Annotated in this window: 17 protein-coding genes; 5 read left to right on the top strand and 12 right to left on the bottom strand. The window is 69.2% G+C overall.

What is annotated here, in order from left to right; translation table 11 throughout:
* Nucleotides 1-61: 61 nt before the first annotated feature.
* Nucleotides 62-3,286, top strand: coding sequence for an error-prone DNA polymerase (locus ACSQ2F_RS04995; protein ID WP_436020398.1), 3,225 nt, complete (start codon nt 62-64; stop codon nt 3,284-3,286).
* 103 nt (nt 3,287-3,389) lie between these two features.
* The gene (locus ACSQ2F_RS05000) at nt 3,390-3,581 is read left to right on the top strand and encodes a hypothetical protein (RefSeq protein WP_436020400.1); all 192 of its coding nucleotides are present in this window, start codon (nt 3,390-3,392) and stop codon (nt 3,579-3,581) included.
* Nucleotides 3,582-3,613: 32 nt separating this feature from the next.
* Here the strand turns inward: ACSQ2F_RS05000 and ACSQ2F_RS05005 are convergent, their stop codons facing one another.
* Nucleotides 3,614-4,270, bottom strand: coding sequence for a hypothetical protein (locus tag ACSQ2F_RS05005; RefSeq protein WP_436020402.1), 657 nt, complete (start codon nt 4,268-4,270; stop codon nt 3,614-3,616).
* A gap of 138 nt (nt 4,271-4,408) precedes the next feature.
* Between ACSQ2F_RS05005 and yaaA the strand changes: the two genes are divergently transcribed.
* The 3 genes from yaaA (at nt 4,409) to ACSQ2F_RS05020 (ending at nt 6,793) form a co-directional block, all read left to right on the top strand.
* On the top strand, nt 4,409-5,191 hold the full coding sequence (gene yaaA, locus ACSQ2F_RS05010; protein ID WP_436020404.1) for a peroxide stress protein YaaA: 783 nt from the start codon (nt 4,409-4,411) through the stop codon (nt 5,189-5,191).
* A 35-nt stretch (nt 5,192-5,226) separates the two neighbouring features.
* The gene (locus ACSQ2F_RS05015) at nt 5,227-6,078 is read left to right on the top strand and encodes a 2OG-Fe(II) oxygenase (RefSeq protein WP_436020406.1); all 852 of its coding nucleotides are present in this window, start codon (nt 5,227-5,229) and stop codon (nt 6,076-6,078) included.
* Between the two features lie 76 nt (nt 6,079-6,154).
* Entirely contained in the window at nt 6,155-6,793 is a 639-nt protein-coding gene (locus ACSQ2F_RS05020; protein ID WP_436020408.1) for a LysE family translocator, read from the top strand.
* A 176-nt stretch (nt 6,794-6,969) separates the two neighbouring features.
* Here the strand turns inward: ACSQ2F_RS05020 and ACSQ2F_RS05025 are convergent, their stop codons facing one another.
* The 11 genes from ACSQ2F_RS05025 to ACSQ2F_RS05075 form a co-directional block, all read right to left on the bottom strand.
* Nucleotides 6,970-7,479 carry a hypothetical protein gene (locus ACSQ2F_RS05025; RefSeq protein ID WP_436020410.1) on the bottom strand — a complete coding sequence of 170 codons (510 nt, stop codon included), beginning with the start codon at nt 7,477-7,479 and terminating at the stop codon, nt 6,970-6,972.
* Nucleotides 7,480-7,747: 268 nt separating this feature from the next.
* Nucleotides 7,748-9,475 (bottom strand): glycoside hydrolase family 6 protein, encoded by a 1,728-nt coding sequence (locus ACSQ2F_RS05030; RefSeq protein ID WP_436020412.1) that lies wholly within the window; start codon nt 9,473-9,475, stop codon nt 7,748-7,750.
* A 20-nt stretch (nt 9,476-9,495) separates the two neighbouring features.
* Complete coding sequence (locus ACSQ2F_RS05035; RefSeq protein WP_436020414.1) at nt 9,496-11,505, bottom strand: glycoside hydrolase family 5 protein; 2,010 nt, start codon at nt 11,503-11,505, stop codon at nt 9,496-9,498.
* Between the two features lie 17 nt (nt 11,506-11,522).
* Nucleotides 11,523-13,412, bottom strand: coding sequence for a protein-disulfide reductase DsbD (gene dsbD / locus ACSQ2F_RS05040; protein ID WP_436020416.1), 1,890 nt, complete (start codon nt 13,410-13,412; stop codon nt 11,523-11,525).
* A gap of 11 nt (nt 13,413-13,423) precedes the next feature.
* Nucleotides 13,424-14,608 carry a DUF3570 domain-containing protein gene (locus tag ACSQ2F_RS05045; protein WP_436020418.1) on the bottom strand — a complete coding sequence of 395 codons (1,185 nt, stop codon included), beginning with the start codon at nt 14,606-14,608 and terminating at the stop codon, nt 13,424-13,426.
* Nucleotides 14,595-14,819, bottom strand: a complete 225-nt coding sequence (locus ACSQ2F_RS05050; RefSeq protein WP_436020422.1) for a DUF4266 domain-containing protein — start codon at nt 14,817-14,819, stop codon at nt 14,595-14,597. The genes ACSQ2F_RS05045 and ACSQ2F_RS05050 overlap by 14 nt, the downstream gene beginning before the upstream one ends.
* 20 nt (nt 14,820-14,839) lie before the next feature.
* Nucleotides 14,840-15,328 (bottom strand): TlpA family protein disulfide reductase, encoded by a 489-nt coding sequence (locus ACSQ2F_RS05055; protein WP_436020424.1) that lies wholly within the window; start codon nt 15,326-15,328, stop codon nt 14,840-14,842.
* 19 nt (nt 15,329-15,347) lie between these two features.
* Entirely contained in the window at nt 15,348-18,521 is a 3,174-nt protein-coding gene (locus tag ACSQ2F_RS05060) for a choice-of-anchor D domain-containing protein (protein WP_436020426.1), read from the bottom strand.
* Nucleotides 18,518-19,996, bottom strand: coding sequence for a DUF1552 domain-containing protein (locus ACSQ2F_RS05065; protein ID WP_436020428.1), 1,479 nt, complete (start codon nt 19,994-19,996; stop codon nt 18,518-18,520). The genes ACSQ2F_RS05060 and ACSQ2F_RS05065 overlap by 4 nt, the downstream gene beginning before the upstream one ends.
* On the bottom strand, nt 19,993-21,801 hold the full coding sequence (locus ACSQ2F_RS05070) for a DUF1592 domain-containing protein (RefSeq protein WP_436020430.1): 1,809 nt from the start codon (nt 21,799-21,801) through the stop codon (nt 19,993-19,995). Before ACSQ2F_RS05070 ends, ACSQ2F_RS05065 begins: the two co-directional genes overlap by 4 nt.
* 538 nt (nt 21,802-22,339) lie before the next feature.
* Nucleotides 22,340-23,044, bottom strand: coding sequence for an NAD(P)H-binding protein (locus ACSQ2F_RS05075; RefSeq protein WP_436020432.1), 705 nt, complete (start codon nt 23,042-23,044; stop codon nt 22,340-22,342).
* Nucleotides 23,045-23,264 lie beyond the last annotated feature (220 nt).

Raw genomic sequence — 23,264 nt, forward strand, 5'->3', positions numbered from 1 at the left:
GGACGGCAGGCCTGCCCGACATCTTCGGCATGGCGGATCCCAGTTGAGCGATACTGTATGAATGAACAGTGTTGCCCGAGGCGCTGCAGTACCGCGCCTCGACCTGCCGGCCTATGCGGAGTTGCATTGCCGCAGTCATTTCAGTTTTCTCACGGGCGCCTCCTCGCCCGAGGAGCTGGTCGAGCGGGCGATCGAGCTCGGCTACACGGCGCTCGCCCTCACCGATGAATGCTCGGTGGCCGGAGTCGTGCGGGCCCATGTCTGCGCGCGGGACCGGCTGCACCTCATCATCGGCACCGAGATGCGGCTCACCCCGGCCACCGAGCCCGAGGGCGGACCGCCCCAGCCGCCCATGCGGCTCCTCGCGCTCGCGCAGACCCGCCGCGGTTACGCCAACCTCGCCCACTGGATCACGGTTGCCCGCCGCCGCGCGGTGAAGGGGCACTACCTCGCCCACCCGTCCGACCTGGAGGGGCGCGTGCCCCATGCGCCGACGCTGGCGGGCCTGCCGGACTGCCTGGGCGTGCTGGTGGTGCAGGCCGATCAATCCTTCGAGGCGGTGTTCGCCCAGGCCATGTGGCTCAAGACCTGGTTCCAGGACCGGGCGGCGCTCGCCATCGAGCTGCTGCACCGCGCGGGCGACGATGACCTGGTGGCGTGCGTGGCGCGCCTGGCCGAGCTGACCGGGCTGCCGGTGGTGGCCGCGGGCGACGTGCTGATGCACGTGCGCTCGCGCAAGGCCCTGCAGGACACCCTCACCGCCACCCGCCTGAACCGGCCGGTCGCCGAATGCGGCTGGGCCCTCGAACCCAATGCCGAACAGCACCTGCGCTCGCGCGGCCGCCTGGCGGCGCTCTATCCCGCGGAGTGGCTGGACCGCACGGTGCAGCTGGCGGCGCGGTGCAGTTTCTCGCTTGCCGAACTGCGCTACGAGTACCCGCAGGAACTCGTGCCGCCGGGGCTCACGCCGATTGCCCATTTGCGGGCCCTGACCTGGCAAGGCGTGCCCAAGCGGTTTCCGCAGGGCATCGCGCCGGCGCATGCGGCCCAGCTCGAGCACGAACTCGCGCTCATCGAGCAACTCCACTACGAAGCCTACTTCCTGACGGTGGCCGACATCGTGGCCTGGGCGCGCACGCAGGGCATCCTGTGCCAGGGGCGGGGCAGTGCGGCCAACTCCCTGGTCTGCTACTGCCTGCACGTGACCGAGGTGGACCCGCGCCGGACCACCATGCTCTTCGAGCGCTTCATCAGCGCCGAGCGCAACGAGCCGCCCGACATCGACATCGACTTCGAGCACCAGCGCCGCGAGGAGGTCATCCAGTACATCTACCGAAAGTACGGACGCAACCGCGCCGCCCTCACAGCGGTGGTGATCAGCTACCGGCCGCGGTCGGCGTTGCGTGACGTGGGCCGGGCCCTCGGCATCGACCAGGCGGCCATCGACGTGGTGGCCAAGAGCCAGCAGTGGTTCGACGGGCGGGCGGTGGACGTGCAGCGGCTGCGCGAGAACGGCTTCGATTCCGACGCCCCGGTGACGCGCCAGTGGCTCGATCTCACCACCCAGCTGATCGGCTTTCCCCGCCACCTGAGCCAGCACCCCGGCGGCTTCGTCATCGCGCGCGACCGCATCGAGGAGCTGGTGCCGGTGGAGAACGCCGCGATGGACGGACGCAGCATCGTGCAGTGGGACAAGGACGACCTGGACGCGCTCGGCCTCATCAAGGTGGACATCCTCGCGCTCGGCATGTTGAGCGCACTGCGGCGCTCGCTGGCACTCATTGCCCACAAGCTGGGCCGTCCCTTCGAGATGCAGGACGTGCCGGCGGAGGACCCGGCCACCTACGACATGATCTGCGAGGCCGACACGGTGGGGGTGTTCCAGATCGAGAGCCGTGCGCAGATGAGCATGCTGCCGCGCCTCAAGCCCCGCACCTACTACGACCTGGTGGTGGAGGTGGCCATCGTGCGGCCCGGGCCCATCCAGGGCGGCATGGTGCATCCGTACCTGCGCAACCGCAGCCTTCCGCCCGAGGAGATCGACTACCCCCGGGCCGAGATCCGGCCGGCGCTCGAACGCACGCTGGGCGTGCCCATCTTCCAGGAGCAGGTGATGCAGATCGCCATGCTGGCGGCCGATTTCACGGGGGGCGAAGCTGATGCCCTGCGGCGCGCCATGGCCGCCTGGAAGCGAAAGGGCGGGCTCGGCCCCTTCGAGCACAAGCTGGTGGGTCGCATGGTGGAGAAGGGCTACGAACGCGAGTATGCCGAGCGCATCTTCAAGCAGATCGAGGGCTTTGGCGAATACGGCTTCCCCGAGAGCCACGCGGCGGGCTTCGCGATGCTGGCCTACGTGAGCAGCTGGATCAAGCGGCATCACCCGGACGCTTTCCTCGTCGGCCTGCTCAACAGCCAGCCGATGGGCTTCTACGCGCCGGCACAACTCGTGCGCGATGCGCGAGCCCATGGCGTGGTGGTGCGGCCGGTCGACGTGACCGTGAGCGATTGGGCCAGCACGCTCGAAGGCAACGACTCCCCCTGGCGCGCCGTGCGCCTGGGCCTGCAGCTCGTGAAGGGCCTGAAGCAGGACGCGGCCGACCGGTTGATGGCCGCGCGGCGCGAGGCCCCCTTCGAGGGACCGGAGGATCTGGCGCGCCGGGCCGGCCTCGACCGCCAGGAGCTCGAATGCCTGGCCCAGGCGGACGCGCTGCGCCACCTGCCCGGTGTGACCACGGGCGCGGACGGGGGGCACCGGCATCAGGCGGCCTGGGCCGTGGCGGGCATCGACACCCGGCCGACCGAGATGCTGCGCGACATGCCGACGCGCGAAGGGATGGTGTCCTTGGCCGCTCCCGATGCCGCGGCCGAGACCCTGGCCGACTACCGCGCGCTCGGCCTGACCCTGAAGGCGCATCCGCTCACCCTGCTGCGCACGCAACTCGATGCCTTCAAGGTGCTGCCGGCGTCGGCCCTGCGGGAGCTGCCCCACGGCCGCCTCGCGCGGGCGAGCGGCCTCGTCACCCACCGGCAACGCCCGCCCACCGCCAACGGCACCATGTTCGTGACCATCGAAGACGACACCGGCGCCATCAACATCATCGTCTGGCCCCGGGTGGTGGAGGCGCAGCGCAAGCCGCTGCTGAGTGCGACCCTGCTCACCGTGTTCGGCCAATGGCAGCGCGAAGGGGAGGGGGCGCAGGCGGTGATGCACCTCGTGGCCTCGAAGGTGATCGACCACACGCCCCTGCTGCAGGGCCTCGCGTCGCAGAGCCGCGATTTCCGCTGACGTGTCGGTAGGACGGCCCGCACACGCGAAGTCGCCGGGCGCTGAACGACACGGCCACGGCGCGCTTCTACAGTGGCGTCATTCCAGATCGCAGGAGTTCTCGATGACCCGCTTCAATACCGCCGTGTTCGCCTTCGTCGCAGCCTTGTCGCTTGCCACCGCGGCATGTCAGCCTGCCGAGGGCGCCGCCGAACGGGCCGGCAAGTCCGTCGACAATGCAACCGAACGGGCCGGCAACTCGATCGAGCGGGCCGGCGAACGCATCGAGAACGCTGCCGAAGACGCGAAGAAGTGAAGCAGGGCGCCGTGCCACGGCGCGTCGCCGTCTCACACGGTGAGCCTGCTCTCCTGGAGTCCCGACACCGTGGAATTGACCTGCGCATTGCTCGCCACCCGGCGTGAACTCTGAAGCGCCAGCTTCAGGTCCCGCGCGGTGCCGGCCACCACCACGAGGTTGGAGTCAGGGTGCCGGTGCGTCCCGGCTTCCAGGGCGCGCGGAAGCCACAGCACCGGCGCCGCGCTCGCCGCCAGTGCGCCGGCCGCCAAGGTGGGCATCGGATCGGGCCGCAGCTTGCGGCCGCGCGAGTCGACCAGCACCGGCTCCATGTCGCCCTTGCGGTTCCTGGGCGCCAGCGCCCAGTTGACGGAGTGGAAGGGCTGGATGTCCACCACGAAGCGCATGCCGTCGTCCCGGATGACGGCGATGGGCGCGGTCCATCCGCCCCGCATGCGCTTGTCGAGCTTGACCGACCATGGCGTGGGCAGGCTCAGGGTGCGGCAATGGCGACGCAGGAACCGGCGACGCCGCTCCACCCACTCGGCTCGGGCGGCAATGCCGATGCCCACCAACGCCACCACCGCGCAGGCTGCGCCCACCTCCCACCAGTTACCGCCGAAGATCAGTCCCACCTGGACGCTCACGAGCGCCAGGCCGACGCCAAGCAGGACGCGGGCGAGCCAGTTGACAAAGGGACTGTGTTGCATGGGAGGAAGGGCACGAGACGTCGGCCTGGGGCCGGCCGGTGTACCGATTCTGGCAAAGCCGGCACGGCCTTGACCGGTACGAATGCACAGTTGAGCGTGCAATTGCGAAGCGCCGCGGGCGTGAAGGAAAATCGGGCGATGCACTTCGTCCTTTCTCCCGCGAAATCCCTCGACTACGACACGCCCGCTCCCTTCGACCAGACGACCGTGCCGCAATTCCTGCCGCGATCCGCCGAGCTTATCGACCTGCTGCGACCGATGAGCCCGCAGGAGGTTGCGGCCCTGATGCACCTCTCGGACCCGCTCGCCCAGTTGAATGTCGCGCGCTACGGCGCATGGTCGCGCCGGTTCACGGCCCGCAACAGCAAGGCCGCGGTGCTCGCCTTCGACGGCGATGTCTACGACGGCCTGCAGGCCGCAAGCCTCAGCACGGATGACCTGCAATGGGCCCAGACGCACGTCAGCATCCTGAGCGGGCTGTACGGCGTGCTGAGGCCGCTGGACCGCATGCAGCCCTATCGCCTGGAGATGGGCACGGCGCTCGAGAATCCGCACGGGGGCAACCTCTACGCCTTCTGGGGCGACACCCTCGCCGAGTACCTGAACCGCTGTGCGGCCGCCGACCCGGTGCCGGTGATCGTCAACCTTGCGTCCCAGGAGTACTTCAAGGCGGCGGACCGGCCGGTCCTGAAGCCTCGGGTCATCGAGTGTGTCTTCGAGGACTGGAAGGGTGGAAAATACAAGATCATCAGCTTCTTCGCCAAGCGCGCACGCGGCCTGATGGCGCGCTACGCCATCACCCACCGGCTGGCCACTCCGAAGGACCTGGAACGCTTCGACCTCGACGGCTATGCCTTCGAGCCGTCGGCCTCGCAGCCGGACCGCCTGGTGTTCCGCCGCCGCACGGCCGGTGTCGACTGAGTTCCGGCGCCGCGTCAACTTGGCACAATGACAGCATGAGCGAACAGCACGTCACCCCCGAACTGCGCCAGTGGATCGTCGACCAGGCCAAGGCCGGCCGCGACCCCGATGCGGTGCTCAAGTCCATGATGGACAGCGGCTGGAACGAGGACATCGCCCTGGCCGCACTCGAAGACACCTTGTCGGGCTTCCTCAAGGAGCATGCCGAGGCCAACGGGCTGCCCGTGCCCGTGCGGGTGCCCGAGCCCAACCTCGTGGATTCGCCGAACGCGATCGTCGTCGAGGGTCATCCGGTCGACATCGTGATGACCCTGCGCAACCCGCGGGTGGTGGTACTGGGCAACCTGCTGTCTCACGAGGAATGCGACCAGCTCGTGGCCCTGTCGCGGGAGCGACTGGCCCGGTCCGAGACCGTGGTGACCAGCACCGGTTCCAGCGAGGTCAATACCGCGCGCACCAGCGACGGCATGTTCTTCGGCCGCGGCGAGAACGCCTTGTGCGCCCGCATCGAGGCGCGCATTGCCGCGCTTCTCAACTGGCCCGTCGAGTTCGGCGAGGGGCTGCAGGTGCTGCGCTACCGGCCCGGCGCCGAATACAAGCCCCACTACGACTATTTCGATCCGGCCCACGCGGGCACGCCGAACATCCTCAAGCGGGGCGGGCAGCGGGTCGGCACGGTGGTCATGTACCTCAATACCCCCGAGCTCGGCGGAGCCACCACCTTCCCCGACGTGCACCTCGAGGTGGCCCCGGTCAAGGGCAACGCCGTGTTCTTCAGCTATGACCGGGCTCACCCCATGACCCGCACCTTGCATGGCGGCGCGCCGGTGGTGCAGGGCGAGAAATGGGTGGCCACGAAGTGGCTGCGAGAAAGCCGGTTCGAATGACGGCCGGGGCGTCGACGACGCGGCATGACGGCCGCCCGGTGGGGCGCGCAGACGTCACGCCGCACGCCGGACTCTCATGACGCTGACTCACTGGCTGGTGTACGTGTCGGTGGTGCTCGCGGTGATCGTCACCCCCGGGCCCTCCGCGCTGCTGTGCATGGCCCACGGCGCAGCCCATGGTGTTCCGCGCACGAGTGCAACCGTGCTGGGCGGCATGTGCGCTTCCCTCACGTTGATGTTGCTTTCCGCCCTGGGCCTCGGTGCCGCCATCGCCGCGTCGGACACGCTCTTCCACGGCATTCGCTTGTTCGGCGCTGCGTACCTCATTCACCTGGGGATCAGCACCTGGCGATCGCCACCGCCGCGATTCGATGGCGTTACCGGCAGCAGCCCGTCGGGCGCGGGAACTGCCAGCCGTCGCCGTGCGCTCTGGCGCAAGGGCTTCGCTGTGGGCATCGGCAACCCGAAGGACCTTCTGTTCTTCGGTTCCCTGTTTCCCCAGTTCCTCGACCCCGGTCGGCCGATCGCGGCACAGCTGGCCGTGCTGGCCTGCACGTGGCTCGTCATCGACGGTGCCGTCATGATCGCCTATGCCAAGGGAGGCGCCTCGCTCGCTGCCCGCATGCAGCATGGCCGTCTGGGCAAGGCATTCAACCGTGTGACGGGCGGTGCCTTCGTGGCCGCGGGCGGGGCGCTGGCCATCGTGCCGCGCTGAGGACCCGGGGCGCGCCGGCGCCTTCGCGGTCCGGCGCAAGGGCGCGTTGCACACAAGCGATGTGGGCAGGCGGGCGGGATGGGGCGGCTCGCCGCGGCCATGCACTCACTCATCGTTCGTCGACCGCGCCGGGGCGGCCGCAGCCGAGCGTGCGGCGCGAGGGCGCGTCGAACCCCTCAGGCCCGTTTGCGCGCCGCCGTCTGCTCGAGCGAGGCGGGCTGCGTCGTGCTGCCGAACGGACGGCTGCGCTCGATGCGTTCCCACTTGCGCTGTTCCCAGGTCTGTGGCCCGGCAAGTGGCCAGCGTTCGATCACGCCCGCCAGCTCGGCGCGCGGCAGGCGCCTGAAGATGGGCGTGCCGGGGCGCAGCAGCCAGAGGCCGCGGCGCAGGCGTCCCGGCAACGGCGCATTCGATTCGGACACCCAGAAGACGCACTGCTTGTCTTCCCAGAAACTCGTGCGCTCGAAGTGCACACGCCCGGCAAAGCCGGTATCGGCGGGGAAGATGATGCAATCGTCGGGCAGCTCGACGACGGCGAACGACAGGTCGCCCGGGGTCTCGCCCGAGCCACGGTGAACAAAGATGACCCGTTGCACCTGTTCGGCATTGAAACGGTCCACCTCGGTGTCGTCGCGGAACACGACGACGTCAGATCCTTGCCATGCGGTATGCCATGGTGTCTTCATGTGACCTACTCCACAGTTTTGACCACGTTAACGCGGGGGGAGGGTCAGGATGTGACCACCGGCTTCAATTGGCAAGCGGCTTCACGGCCGAAGGGGTTATTGAAACACTTCGACACATTGCGCGGTAGGAAGGACGGGCGTCAGCATCGCGGTGACGAACGCCGCCCACCGCGCTTGGCGGTGGGCCGTCGGGAGGCCCGAGGCACGAAGGCCGACGGGGCGCGGGAGGCGGGAAGCACCGGTCCGCGGCCGCGTCGGCCCGTTCAGGTCACTTGATGGCCGGCGAGGCGTTGCGCAGCAGCATCAGGAACTGGTCGTGGAACCACTGGCCGGCGTGGGGCGCACCGGACAGCGCGTCGACGTTGGCGCTCCCGCACATGGCGTCGAAGCGCTTGCCTTCGTCGTTCGGGCTGGTCGCGTTCGCGTCGCTGGTGCCGTCGGAGTCGCCCGGCGGCTTCACGAACATGAAGGCATCCAGGTGCGGTCGGTTCGCGTCCGGTTTCGCCTTCGGGCGCTCGCCGATGCCGGTGTCCTTGACGTTGCACCAGTTGCCGCGGTGACCACGGCGGTCGATGCGCATGTCGTCGACGTCGGCCGCGGGCGCGGACGGGCGCTTGGCGCCGCCCCAGCCGTTGCGCGAGGTGTCGATGACGAAGGACAGCGACTTCGGGAAGCCTGCGGCCACGAACTCGGCATGCAGCTTGTCGATGAAGGTCAGTTCATCGACCGAGCGGTTCCATTCGTAGAACTGCGTCGTGCCGCTCGTGCTGACGATGTTGTCGTCGCCGTTGAAATGCGGCTCGTCGAGCGGCGTGTAGTTGGCCGTGTTGCTGGCGAAGCCGCGGATGATGTCGAGGCGGCCCGACGGCGTGGCCCCGGCGACGAGCGCCTTGAAGCCCTTGACGGCCTTGTCGCGGTTGTTGTCCCAGCCGAGCCAGCCGGAGTGGGCGATGTCGAGGTACAGGTACACGTTCTTCGGCGCCGAGAGTTTGGCCAAGGCGTACTGGATGCCCTGGACGTAGATCTGCTGCTCGTTCACCTTGTCGCACGCGGTCTTGCCCACGCCGACGTTGGTCAGCATGTTCGGGTAGGAGTCCGGCTCGATGACCGCTGCGATGCGCAGGCTGGCATAGGCCGGGCGGGCAACGATCTCGGCAATGCGGTCGATGTACTGCTTCTTGTAGATCTCCATCCCGCCGTTCGCCGAGCTCAACTCGCCGTTGGAGGCGAGCGCGGCGCAGTCGCGGTCAGGCAGGTCGTAGACGACGATCGTGATGGTGAAGGGCTTCAGTGCGCCGGTGCCGCTGGCCGCCTTCTGCTGCCGCACGGCGGCATCGAGGTGGTTCACGAGGCCCATGGCGCCGCCGGTGGCCTGGGCGCCGTCAATCGCCGCGAGGCGGTCCAGCCACACGGCCGTCGGGAACGACTTGGCCGCGGCCAGCAGGCGGGCGTCCTCGGAGCCGTCGAGGACCTTGGCCCGCGACAGGGCGATCTTCGCGTCGTAGTCAGGGTCCTGGTACAGCACGGCGTCGGCGAACGGGTTGCCGGTGGTGATGAGTGCCGCGTTCGGATCGGTGGCGGGCGGGGGTGTCGTGCCCGTGCCTGGCGTCGTGCCGGTGTCCGTGCCGGGTGTCGTGCCCGTCCCGGTGCCCGGGGTCGTGCCAGTGCCCGGGTCCGTGCCCGTGCCGGTGCCCGGTGTCGTTGGCGTCGGCGTCGGCGTCGGCGTGGTGCCCGTGCCGGGGGTGGTGCCGGTCCCGGGGTTCGTGGGCGTCGTGCCAGTGCCGGTGCCGGGCGCTGGCGCTGGCGTGGTCGGCGCTGGTGTGGGCGCGGGGGCGGGGGCGGGGACCGGCGCGGGGTTCGGCGTGCCGGCCGAGGGTGCGGGTGCTGGCTGCGCGACGCTCTCATCGCCTCCGCCGCAGGCGCTCAGCGTGAGGGCGAACAACAATGCGACGGCAGCGCGGGCGTGCGGCTTGGCGCGCGGGGTATTCGGGTTCATCTTCTTCTCCCTGGGTGATGTCATTTGAGATGCCGGGCCAGGACGCTCATCTGCGGCCTGTCCGTGTTGTCCTTGGGTTCGATCGAGAACATGTACTCGCCCCACCAGGGACCGGCCGCCCACCAGGTCCAGCCCGACCAGACGTCGGCGTTGGCTTCGAGGTGGGAGAGCAGGCCGTCGACGGCCTGGTTGCAGGTCTCGTTGGCGCCACCCGCGAATTCGCCGAGGATGGCGCGGTAGCCGTTGGTGCGGAGCCAGTTCGTGAAGTCGCGCACCCGTTCGGCGCCGATGGTCGTGCTGACGCAGGACTGGTCTGTGCCCGACGAGTCTCCATCGAGGTACTGGTGCACCTCGAACACCATGTTCCTGCCCGGGTCGACGATGCCCTTCATCACCGTCCCGTTGGGCGTGCCGTAGCTGTCCTTCAGCCAGCTGTGCGCGCCGGTCCAGGCGTTGCCGGGCACCGTGACGACCTGCGTTGCGCCCGTCGCCCGGATGGCGGCGAGGCCCGCATTCGCGGCCGCAAGCCATTGCTCCGTCGGCATGGTGTGCGGCTCGTTCATCAGGGCGAAGATCACCTTGTCGTTGCCCTTGAACTCGGTGGCAAGGCGACGCCAGAAGTCGGCGAAGGCGCTGTTCGGCACCGCGGCCGAGCCGATGAGGTTGCCGTGGTAGCGGGCGTAGTTGTGCGGGTCGAGCATCACGGTCACGCCGGACGAGGTGACCTGTCCCACGAAGTCCTTCAAGCGGCCGAGCTCCGCGCCGTTGAAGTCCTGGTTGAGCGCCGGCTGGAGTCGCTCCCACAGGAAGGGCAGCCGGACCGTGTTCATGCCCTTGGCTTTGTAGTAGGCAACGCTGGAAGCGGCGGGATAGAGGTACGTCGCCCCATGCGTCCCGGGGAGCGCCTTGTCGTGGCCGAACTCGGCCCCGGCCAGGTTCACGCCGCGCCACCGCAGCGCAGGCGTCTGGGGCACGACGCCGGCCCCGCAACCGATGCGCGCCGGCCCGAGGGCCAGGTCGTCCAGCCACACGTCATACCGGTTCGGCGTGGCCCCGCCCTGGTAGAGCTGCCAGCCGAGCTTGATGCGGTCGAACGACGGGAACATGAAGTCGCCCGTGGCCGTGCCGTGCTGCTTGGTATTCACCCGCATCTCCGGCTTGGCCACGCCATCGATCCAGACGTCCACCCGGTTTTCGGCGGCGTCCATCTGCCACTCCATGCAGGTCCAGCGCCCACCTGCCGTCGGCGCGCTCGGTTGCCAGGCCGTCCAGTCGCCCGTCGGTCCGCCGTCGGAGCCGACGCCCCACAGCGCGTTGCCGTTGCCTTGCCCCGGGATGTACTGGCCGCCGATGGGCCGCACGACGGTGCTGCTGTTGGCGCCGCCCGCTTCCACCAGGGTGAAGTGCGCGTAGTCGGGCTTGGTCGGGAAGGCGTCGACCCACACCCACATGCGGCCGAAGAAGCTGTTGCCGGTCGGTTTGAAGGATGACGGCACGATGAAGGCAGCGCCGTTGTCGGTCGTGCTGAGGTGCAGGGCCTGCTTGCCGCGGGCCCGTGCCGTCTCGATGGCCGCCGTGGCAGCGCGGCTTTCGATCGTCCACCGGGTGCTGCTCGGCGAGCCCGTCGCCGAGGCCTCGAAGTCCTCGCAGAAGTACAGCCCGTCGGCGCAGGCGGTCACCGGGGACGGCGTCGGCGTCGGCGCGGGATTCGGGTTGGGGTTGGGATTGGGGGTCGCCGGGGCGGGCGTGGGCGCCGTGACCGGCGGAGCCGGAGGCGTCGGCGCGGGATCGCCGCCGGGGGCGGGCGGTGTGCCCGGTGAAGGAGCCGGGGCGGATGGCGTCGGCGTCGGGGCCGGCGCGGGCGTCGGGGTCGGCACCGGCGTGGCCGACACCGGGCCGGGTGCAGCCGTCTTGGCGGTCTCGTCGCCGCCGCCGCAGGCGGTCATCAGCACTGAGGCGCCGAGCAGCGCGCAAGCGGCGCGCAGGCGCAGGCGTTCACGGCGAGCGTCGCCGAAGAGGGGAGTGGACATGGCGATGGGAGGAGGGATCAGAGGGCTGCGGCGTCGAGGCTGCGCAGGAATTCCGGGCCGGCCTGGTAGCCGACCACGCGGGCTGCCGACTTCTCGCGGCCCTGTGGGTCGAAGAAGACGATGCCGGGGGGGCCGAACAGGCCGAAGCGCTTGAGCAGCGTCTTGTCATCCGCGCTGTTGGCGGTGACGTCCACCTGCAGCAGCTCGAAGTCGCCGAGGCGACGTCGCACCTCGTCGTGCTGGAAGGTGAAGCGCTCGTACTCCTTGCACGACACACACCAGTCGGCGTAGAAGTCCAGCATGACCGGGCGGCCGGCCGATGCCACGGCCTGCTCGAGTTCGGCCACGGTGCGCACCCGCTTGAAGGTCGGACCCTCGTGCTCCACGCTGGCTGCCTTGCCGCCCGCGCGGGAGGCAAGGTGGGCCAGCGGCTGCAAGGTGTCGCGTCCGCCGGACAGTGCGCCCACGAACTGGGCCGCGCCCACCAGGGCCAGCACCACACCCACGCCCTTGAAGAGGCGGGCGCTGCCGGCGACCGTGTCGCCGAGCCGGTCGAACGCGCCCATGTAGACGGCGGTCACCGTCAGCAACGCGCCGGTGAGCGACATCAGCGCCCAGGCCGGCAGCACCGGCGACACGAGCCACAGGGCGACGGCCAGCAGCATCACGCCGAAGGCATGCTTGACCCGTTCCATCCACGCGCCGGTGCGCGGCAGCAGCGAGCCGGCCGACAGGCCCACCAGCAGCAACGGCGCGCTCATGCCGCAGGCGAGCGAGAAGAGCGCCACCGCGCCGATCATCACGTCGTGGGTGCGGCTGATGTAGACGAGCGCACCGGCCAACGGGGCCGCCACGCACGGGCCGACGATGAGCGCCGACAGGCCGCCCATGGCGAAGACGCCCGCGAACTTGCCGCCGGGCAGACGCCCCGAGGCTTCCGTGACCTTGCTCTGCAGGAAGTTGGGCATCTGCAGTTCGTAGAGCCCGAACATCGAGAGCGACAGCAGCGCCAGCAGGGTGGCGAAGGCGCCCAGCACCCATGGGTTCTGCATGGAGGCCGCGAGCCCTTCGCCCAACAGACCGGCCACCACGCCGAAGGCGGTGTACACGAGTGCCATGCCGAGGCAGTAGCTCACCGCGAGGCCGAAGCCGCGGGCACGCGACACCGGGCCGGCCTGCCCCACGATGATGGACGACAGGATGGGCACCATCGGCAGCACGCAGGGTGTGAACGACAGCAGCAGGCCCGCGACCAGGAACACGCCGGCCACCACGAGCAGGCTGCCCGACTGCAGCGCCGATTCGATGCGACCGCTCGCGCTCGGGGCTGCCTCGGTTGCCGGTGTCGCGGCCTGCGCCGTCGTGCTGACTGCGGCGACCGCGGCCGGTGTGGCCGCCGGAGTCGAGGATGCGGTCGTGTCGTCGACCGCGGCCGGTGCGACGGACACGCCGACGACGGAACCCTCGGCCACCAGCACCCGCAGGGCATGCTGCTGCGGCGGGTAGCAGAGACCGGCATCCGCACAACCCTGGCTCGTCATGTTGAGCGTCAACGGCGCTTGGGCGCCGCGCACCTCGACCGGGATCTCGAGCGTGCCGCGATAGGTTTCGACTTCTTTCTGGAACGTGTCGTCGAACTTGCGCTCGCCCGCCGGCACGTCGGCCTTCACGCTGGCGGAGGTGCCGGGCGCCTCGAAGGTGAAGGGCTCGCGGTACATCCGATAGCCCGGCGCGATGTCGAAGCGCACGACCACCGAGGTGGGCGAAGCGACCGAGGCCGACAGCACGAAGGCCTTGTCCGGGTCGAGGAAATCGTCGGTGGCGGCGGTCGCTGGCGCTGCCAGCGCGGCCCAGGCGAACAGCGCAGCGGCTGCCCGAACGAGGGCAGGGGGACGGAGAAGGTTCATGTCCGGCGTTCTCAGAACTTGCGGCTCACGCCGACCTGGATGGAGTCGGCGCTGAAGTTGTCGATGTTGGGCGAGCCCTTGCCGAAGCTGCGCCAGTCGCTGCGCTGCTCGTAGCGTTCGTACTTCAGGTCGGTGGTCCAGTCGGCCCAGCGGATCTCCGCCTTCAGGCCGACGGTGACGGCCCCGAAGCCGGACATGCGCTGGTCCGCCGTGCTGTGCGCTTGCGGCACGAGGGGACGTGGATAGACGGCGTCGTCCATCACGGGGTCGTAGTAGAAATCGGCGGCACTCTGGGTGTAGTAGCGCGCAGACGGGGTGAGCCACAGCCAGCCGGCTACCGGCTGCACCCACGACGCCTCGAAGGTGTGCGCGGCGATGCCGAACGAATCCTGGTAGTAGCGGTAGCCCGCTTTCACCGTGGCATCGACCTTGCTCACGAAGTGGTTCCAGCGCACCAGGGCCGCGGCCTGCTTGCGGCGGTCCGGGCGGCGGTCGAAGCGCTTGTACGGGTCGGAGTAGTAGCCCTGACCGTCGGCGTAGGTGGCGTTGAGCTGCACGAGGTCGTTCGGTGAGAGCGCTTGCGTCACGCCGACGATGAGTTCGTTGGTGCGCTTGGCCTCGCCCACCACGGCCTGGTTGGTCGGGTTGATCTCGTCCTCGGAGTGACCTACCCCGAGCGTGAAGGTGGTGTTGTTGTCTGCCGTGGCGACGCGGCCTTCGACCGAGACGGCCGTCGACCGGTAGTCGTCCTCGGAGGAGTGGCTCACGCCCACGCTCACGCCGCCGCGCGAGAAGTGCTTGGAGATCCGCACATCGCCGGCCGTGCGCTTGTCTTCCATGCCGGGCGCCGGCGTCGCGCCGGACACATCGCTGTAGTAGCGGGGCGTCGCGCCGGAGACGTCATCCACCACGCCGGAGGCCTCGATGGTCCAGGAACCCACCGGGGCCACCACGTGGATGGACGGCGACTTGGCCGTCACCCGTTCGAACTTCGAAGGTTCGGACCCGTTGTATCCCGGGTAGCGCACCTTCACGTCCTGCTGGTCCTTGTAGCGAAGGTAGCGCAGCGACACGACGCCGTGCTCGGGCGCGGTCTCGGCCACCGCTTCGACGGGCGCGAGCCCGCCATGCAGCGCCAGCGCGGCCAGCACCACCTTGCCGTAGGGGCGCACCCCGGTGCGATCAGTTGCAGCCACAGCCACCTCCGCCGACGCCATAGCCGCCGCTCGCGGCTTCCTTGCTGGTGTAGATGTGCTGCTGGTAGCGCTGCTCCAGCGGGTCGCCGCCCATGGTCATGTCGGGACGGGCGAGGTTGCCCTTCTCCCAGGGCTGGGGCGGCTTGAAGCTGCCGCAGCCCGAGAGCACGGCTGCGGCACACAGGCCGGCGAGGACGCGATGCGGTTTCATGGAATTCCTTGGACGTCAGGTCACTTCAGCTTGGCCAGGGCCGCGACGATCGCGTCCTCCTGCGCCTTGCGTTCCTCGGGACGGAAGCCGGTGTGCACCTGCAGCACCTGTCCGTCCGGTCCGACGAGCACCGAACTCGGCATGCCCTTGATCTGGAAGCGCTTGGGGCTGTCGCCCTTGGCATCGAAGCCGACGAGGAAGTTCGCCGGCACCTCGGCCAGGAACTTGTCGGCGTCGGCCCGACGGGCATCGACGTTGACGGCCAGGATCTGGAAACCGCGCGGGCCGTACTTGGCCTGCATTTCGTTCATCCAGGGGAACGACTGCTTGCAGGGCGCGCACCAGGAGGCCCAGAAGTCGACGTAGACGACCTTGCCCTTGAGCTGGGCGAGGCTGACGGGAGCCGAGGCGCCGGCGACTTCGAGCGCCGGTGCCGGCTCACCGGACTCCAGGGCGCTGGCGGAGCCGCAGCACAGGAGGGCGGCGAGGAGGAGGGATGCGTACTTCATGGCGTGTCCTTGGACGTGTTCAATGGGTCGAATGGGTTCGGCGGTTGCGGCGCACGCGGCCGGCGGCAAGGGCCGCTGCCCCGAGTCCGAGCAGGGCCAGCGACAGCGGGTCGGCGGCACCACCGCCCGACTCCTCGTTGCGGCCGCCAGCGTTGGTGGCCATCGATCGGCCGTTGAGCATCACGGTGCGCTTCTCGACGGTGCTGCTGCCGTTGGCCGTGGCCGTGACGGTGAGCACGCCGCTGCTGTCGCCACTGCTCATCGGAGCGCGGAACACCACCGCCACTTCGCAGGAGGCGCCAGCGGCCAGGCTTTGCGCCACGCGGCAGGCATTGGCCGCGCCAGGAGCCACCTCGAAGGGGCCGGTGGTGCCGATGTCCTTCAGCGTCAGCGCCGTGGTGCCCGCATTGCGGATGACGGCCACTTCGTTCGCGGAGGGCGTGCCGAGGGCGCCGACGAAGCCGAGTGAGGCCATGTCGGACAACAGCACCGCGCTGTCGCCGGGGGTGGGCGTGCCGGGCGTGCCTGGCGTGCCGGTCGAGGGCGTGGCCCCGACGAGCGCCACCTCGAGGACCTGGCCGGCGCCGGTGGTGACGGCCAGCTCACCCGTGAGGGCCGAGGCGCTCTTCGGTGCGAAGGTCACCGACACGGTGCAACTGGCGTTGACGGCCAGGCTGCTCCCGCAGGTCGACGACGACATCGTGAACGGGCCGCTCACCGCCGTGCCGGCGATCGTGACCGGTGCCACGGCGCCGTTGCTGATCGTCACCACCTGGGCGGCGGACACCTGGTCGATCGCGGTAGGCGGGTTGGTGAAGCTCAGCTGGGCCGGGTTGGCGGAGAGGACGCCTGCCGAGGCGGCCACCGACTGGCCCTTCAGCTCGACCATCAGCGGCGTGAGCGCATTGCCGACGGTCAGCATGCCGGTCGCCTTGCCCGCCATGGTGGGCATGAAGACCACGTTCACCTTGCAGGAGGCGCCAGCCGCCAGGGTCGATGCGCCGCTGGCGCAGGCCCCGGAGGTGCCGCCCTGGAGTGCGAACGGGCCGGTGATCTGCAGTCCGGTGAGCGAGGCGGGCGCGGTGCCGGCGTTCGTGACCGTCAGCGCCTTGGCGGCCGAGGTGGATCCGGGGCTCACGACCGGCGCGCTGAAGTCGAGCACGCTGGCGCTGGCGGACAGCTTCGGTGCCAGCTTGTCGGAGGCCTTGCCGCTCAAGGTGATGTCGCCGGGCAGGGTGCCCGTGCTCGCGACCTGCAGGCTGGCGATGTGCGTGCCGACCGAGGTCGGGTTGAACTTCACCGTCACGGTGCAAGTGGCGTTCAGGGCCAGGGCCTGGCCGAGCTTGCAGGTGCTGCCGGCGTCGAGCGCATAGGCCGAGGCCGATGCGCCGGCGATGCCGAGGGTCGTCAGCGTCACGGCAGCGGGTCCCTTGTTCACGAGCGTCAGGGTTTGCGAGGCGCTGGCTTCACCCACGATGGCGGAGAAGTTGAGCGCGCTCGTCGTTTCCTTCCAGGCCAGCACGGACAGCGACTGGCTCGTGCCTTCGCCGGTCAGCACGATGGTGTTGGGCGAGCTGAGTGCGTTGGTCGTGACGACCACGGCTTCCGTCGAGATGGCCGCCGCGGGCTTGAACGACACCGAGATGAGGCAGGAGGTGCCGACGGCGAGCGACGCCGGACAGTCGTGCGTCGTCGGGTACTCGGTCGAGCTGCTGGCGATCGACGTCACGGTCAGGGGCGCCGTGCCGGCGTTGGTCAGCACGACCCGGCTGGTGACCGAGGTGGTACCCAGGGTCACGGTGCCGAAGCCGAGCGCCGGCGTCGAAAGTCCGACGAGCGGTGCAGGTGAACGAACGGCGGTGGCCTTGAGGGCAACCGTGATGGCGCCGCCCGGGGCATTGCTCGCGATGGTGAGTGTTGCGTTCTTCTCGCCGAGCACGACCGGGTTGATCGCCACGGTGATGGTGCAGCTGGCCCGCGACGCCACCGGCGTGCCGGTGGCACAGGTGCCGCCGCGCACGAAGTCACCCGCGTCCGTGCCGCTGAGGGCGAGTGAGGACAGGGTGAGGGCGGCGCCACCCGTGTTGGTGAGCGTCACGGTGCGCGCGGCGCTGGTCGCGGCGACCGGTTGTGCGCCCAGGTCCACCTGGTTCGCGTCCAGGACGATGCCCGGCTCCGGCGTCAGCGAGCCCGTGCCGTTGAGGGTCACGGACGCTGCACCGCCAGCCGCGTTGTGCGCGATGGCCACCGAGGCCGCACGGGCACCGGTGGTCGTCGGCTTGAAGATCACGTCGACCACGCAGCTGCTGCCGCCCGCCACCGAGGCGCCGCTGGCGCAGGTGGTGGAGTTGGCGAGCCGGAAATCCCCGGCGTGAGCGCCGGCGACGGCGACGGACGACAGGGCGAGCGGTGCGTTGCCGGTGTTGCTCAGCGTGGCGCGCATCACCTGAGAGTCCGACCCGACGACGCTCGCGAAGCTCAGCACCGACGGCGAGAGCGAAGCGAGCGGTGCGGTGTCGATGGCCTGGCCGCTGAGCGCGACTTCCGTCTTCCCGCCTGGGGCGTTGTGGGCGAGCGTGAGCGTGCCGGTGCGCGAGCCGACGGCGGCGGGCTTGAAGGCGACGCTGACCGTGCAACTGGCTCCGATGGCAATGGCGGCGCCGACGCTGCAGGTGCCGCCCGTGACGGTGAAGTCCGAGCCGGCGCCCGTGCCGATCGCGCTCAGCGCCAGCGGGCCCGTGGCCGAGGCGGCGTTGGTGACGGTCAGGGTTTGCGCAGAGCTGCTGGTGCCGACCTTCTGGCTGGCGAAGCTGAGGGACGCGGCCGACACCGAGATCGAAGGAGCGGCCGAGACGGCGATGTAGGTCGGCGTCTTCTGGAACCACTTGCCGAGGTACGCGGCCAGGTGGTTGTATTCCGCATCCGTGATGGCACCGTTCAAGGCCTTCATCTGGGCGACGGCAGTGGTTGCGCCCTTGATGCGCAGCGCCTCCGAACCCTTGGACAGGGGTCCGGGGTCGATGTCGGGCGTGCCATGGCAGGACTCGCAGCTCTTGACGCCGCTGACGAAGACCTTCTTGTACAGGGCTTCCCCGGTCGCGGCGTCCTGGGCGATGGCCGGGAAGGACGCGGCGCCGGTCATGGCCAGCAGGGCGATGCGGGACAATGCCCGCTTCAGGGTGATCGTCTTCATGCCTTGAGCCATGGCAGGTCCGCGGCCGCGGCCGCCCAGATCGCGTCGCTGTAGCTGTTCGAGCCCTTGACGCTCGGGTAGCCGTAGGCACCGCTGTTGGCCGAGTAGTCGGCGGGCGAGAGACCCATGGCGCGCAGCACCATGCCCATCCACTGGTTGTAGGTGAGACCCGAGTACCAGCGCGGCGAGGTCGGGCTGATCGACCACAGGAAGGAGTTCATGTCGCGGTAGTCCAGCGATTGCCCGGTCTTGAAGAAACCGCCGGCGCTGCCGAAGGTCACGACGGGGATGCACCGGTTGTGGTGATTGCCCGGGCTGCCACCCGAGCCCAGCTCGTGGCCGCTTGCGATGAGCGCCTTGTCGAGCAGCGTGCTGCCGTCGGCCGTGCGCACCGCATCCATCTTGCGAGCGAGGTCGAGCTGCGCGCCCTCGAACTGCAGCTGCACGGCCGCGCTGTAGCCGGCACGTCGCGCCGGATCCGATTCGATCTGGTGAGCGTAGTTGTTGTGCCAGGCGTGTTCCGGGTCCGGGCCGAAGGTGTACGACGTGGGGCCGCAGACGTACACGCGCGAGATGCCGGCCGTGAAGGCCGCCACGACGATGTCGTTCCACAGCTGCTCGCACTTCGCATGGTTCTCGGGTTGTCCGTAGAAACCGGCCGTGTTCTCCACGGCACGCGTGTCCACGGTGGGCCGCGGGAAGTTCGAGTTGGCGCCTTGCTGCACCTTGCCCTGCACCTCGGAGAGCATCGTGAGGTACTCGTCCAGGCGATTGCGGCAGTCGGTCGAGCAGCGCGGGTCGGCCTTCACCAGCGCCGCGTGCTCGCGGACGCTGTCCACCAGCACGGGCTGGGTGGTGTTCGGCGTGGTGGTGGTCTTGAACAGGCGGTCGAACAGCTTCACGTTGCTGTCGGCCGTCTCTTGCGTCTGAACGATGCCGGAGGACGTCTTCGACAACGACACGAGGTTGCGCACGATGGCCGGCTGCAGCGCGCCGCCGGGGTAGAACTTCGACGAGGCGGCAAGTACCTGATCGATGGTCGGGTTGGCCGCGTCGCCACCGAGCGTGCCGCCGCGGTTGTGCCCTTGGCCGCCCGGCATGTCGATGCCGTTGATGACGTTCATCATGCTGAGCAGGCGCGGGGTGAGGGCGGTCTGCGGTGCCTGCAGGATCTCGCTCAGCACCACGCGGCCGTTCGAGACGGTGGTCGGCAGCGGAGCGCTGCGCACGCCGATGCCGCCGTGTGTCGTGGTCGCGGCCGCCGGCAGGTTGAGCAGCGAGCCGTAGAACTGGTCCTGCAGCACGCCGTGCCAGGTCGTCATGTGGGCGAAGTAGCGCTCGGCGGATGCGGCGGCAAGCGTCTGCGCTTCGGCGGCGCGGGGCAGCAGCGAGGGCAGCAAGGGCAGAGCGAGGGCGGCGCCACCGGCACCGACGAGGAATTGCCGGCGCGAGACCGGATCAAACTTGGGTTTCATTGCGGCCTCTGGATCGTCTTGAATTCGTCGCGCGTCACGATGGACGCGAACAAGCTGCGCAGGTTGGCGCCGTTGACGGCTTGCGCGCGGACTTCCTCGATCACCGACTTGTCGGCTGCGCCGTCGGCGCGACCAAAGGCGTAGCGGAAGTAGTTGCGGGCGAAGCAGGCTTCGAAGGCACCGCTGTCCAGCACGAACTGCTGCGCTTGTGCGGCGGTGGAGATGGCGCGGCCGGCCATGCCGTCGAGATTGGCCACCACGGCGGTGTCGACGGGCTTCTGGCCCAGCGCAGCGCCTGCATCGCTCAGGATCACTTCGGCGTTGCGCACGCGGCCCAATGCGTCGAATCGCTCGAAGACGAAGCCCCACGGGTTCAGAACGGTCTTGTGGCAGTCGACGCAGGCGGTCTTTTCCATCTCCGTGATGCGCTGCGTGCGCTCACGGGTGGTGAGCAGTCCGGACAGGTCGGCGTTGCCGTTGGTCTGGTTCATCGCGGGAGGCGGCAGGTTCTGGCAGGTGAGTGCGCCGAGGATCTTGGCGCCGCGCGAGATGGGCAGCGTCGTGTCGGAGGAGCCGTTGGCAACGATGGCGATGCGGGTCAGCAGGCCCACGCGCTCGGCTTCGGGGAAGACGGGCGGCGTGCCGGTTCCGTTCCAGACCGAGGTCTTGTAGAGCGTGGCGATGTCGGCCGTGCGCGCGAACGCGTGGCGATCGGTCAGCACTTGCTGCAGCGAGCCATTGCGGCCGGCCACGTACGAGACCATGTCGAGCACTTCCTCGATGGCGGCGTCGCGGGTGGTGCCGAGCGGCCGGTAGCCGGCGGCGAAGGCGTCGAACTTGGCATTCCCGACGCGGCCGTCCATGGCCACCAGGTCGTCCAGGCGGAACCACTGCCTGAAGAAGCTGCGCAGGGCCTGGTCGGCACGAGGGTCGGCCATGAGGCGGCTGACCTGCTTCTGGTACTCCGCAGGCTGCATCAGGGAGCCGTCGTCGGCGCGGGCGGCCAAGGTGGCGTCGGGAATCGTGTCCCAGAGGTGCAGCGACAGGCGGGTCGCGAGTTCATGCGGGGACAGCGGCACGCAGGCGCCGGATCCACTGCCGTTGCCGCGCTCGACCACGAAGTAGGTCTGCGGCGAGGCGATCATGGTAGCCAACACCTTGACGAGGGCGGCACGGTCCGTGGCGCCATTGGCGACCTTGCGGTACACCGCCACTTCGGCATCGGTCAGCGGCTGGCGGAAGAGGGTGCGGCCGGCCTTGCGGATGAAGGCGGTCAGGCAGGCATCGCCGGTGCAGTTGCCGAGCATCGTGGCGGCCCGCGCGTCGCTGCTGGCGAGGTCGGTCGCCAACGCCTGGGCCACGGCATTGATGCCACCGACCTGGCGCGTGGTGACGGTGGGGTCCAGGCGGTAGTAGCCCTGGTGGCGCGACGTCTCCGGGTTGATGGAGGCGTCCTGCGGGAACTGCGCCGTCTCGACGACCAAGGTGCGGATGCGCGACGCGAGGCCGGCGTCGTTCACCAGGGTGGCCGACCAGTCGGTCAGTGCGTTGATGTACTGCGTGCGCGTCAGACGGCGTGGCATGACGGCCGAGAAGCACCCGGGGTTGGTTCCGGTGTCGGCCGCCAGTGCGGTGGCCTGTGGCCCCTGCGCGTGCGGATCCTGCGGAATGGTCAGCGTCGGTGCCGGATCAGGGGAACGTGTCCCCGCGTCCGCACCGCTGCTGCCCGTGTTGGCATCATCCGAATTGCATCCCTGCAAGGCAAGCGCCAGTGCCAGCGCCCCCCACCCAAGCCTGACTCTCATTTGTGTTTTCCCTGAGCCGTAGTTGATGGGGGCGGATCATCGGCAGGGGAGGACGGTCGTGCGGTGACCGAACGTATCCAGATTCACGTCTCGCCAAGGGGTTGATGAGGTCGTACAACCCCGTGGCGAGGGTGGTTTTTATGGCAACGTTTTCAAGGCGCGACTCGGAACAATGTTTCACCTGGACACAATCAAGGCTTTTTGGGTAATTTCTACGTAAATTGGCTATTTCCGCGCTGCCTATCCCTTGGTCAAGGGGGTGCTTCGTGCAAAGTTCACGAATCCACGGGTCGCTCGCGCCCAGCCGCCTGGCGGCATTTTCGCAAGCAGAAGCGCAATCGAGCGCAAGAACTTGTCGTACAACCTGAGCCTGCTACAAAGTGTGACTTCGTCGCGGAATGCAGCATCTGCGGCCAAGTTCTGCATACATGCGTCAACGGGGCGAATCGGTCACTTTGATGCAAATCAATCCCCCGCGCACAGACGTGCGCAAAAACTGGGACGATCCAGCCTTGCCCCGGCTTCTGCTGCCGTCTGATCAGCGGGCTGCCTGTGCTCCGCCCTGCATCCCGGCCGAGCGCAGACGGCTGACGCCTTGGGGAGCGGCGAGCAACGCCTTCACCATCGCAGCGGCCACCGTCGTCGCGGGAATGGGCCGGATGGCCTTGGGAACAAGGCCCAGGACCGGGCGGAGGAGTCGTTCGCTCCACACCTCGGCCGGCCGGGGCGACTGCCCAAGCGCCTCGCGGTCGCCCAGCAGGAACGAGGGCTGGGCGATGACGACGCTCGAGAACCCGAGCCCCGCCACGGCGTCCTCCATCTCTCCCTTCACTCGGTTGTAGAACACGGCCGCCCGTGCGTCGGCCCCGAACGCCGATACGACGGCGAGGCGGGTCGCGCCGGCCTCGCGGGCGGCGCGCGCCGTGGCGAGCACCGCATCGAAATCGACCCTGCGGAAGGCGGCCTGGGAGCCGGCGTCCCGGATGGTCGTTCCGAGGGCGATGTAGACGTCATCCGCCGATGGCAGCGCCGGCAGGTGGAGGAAGTCGACGGGGTGGTAGCGGAGCTTCTCGTGCGTGACGGGATGGTCTGGCAGGCGGCGCACCAGGGCGTGAACGACCCGGTAGGCAGGATGCTCCAGCAGCAGCGCGAGCAGGGCCGAGCCGACCAGCCCGGTGCTGCCGGCGATCCAGGCCGCGCGAGGGCGGCGGGAATCGGGAATCGGGGACGTGACGGTGGCCATCGCGTCACTGTAAGGCCAATCCTGAAGCCCCGAGCGCATGTCCAGGCAGCGAAGCGGCCGCGTTGGGATGGACCGCCGCTGACTTCGGCCCTGGACCGGCTGCGGGATCGAATTGCAGATGAATGGGCGTCGCCGATTGCAGCGCGGACTACGCCCTTGGCCGGTTTCGCCAGTCAGAACCGGCGACAACGGACACGGCTTCCTCTGACCACACCGGCAC

This window comes from Rhizobacter sp. LjRoot28 (assembly GCF_964253025.1).
In the GTDB taxonomy this organism is placed as follows: Bacteria; Pseudomonadota; Gammaproteobacteria; order Burkholderiales; family Burkholderiaceae_C; genus Rhizobacter.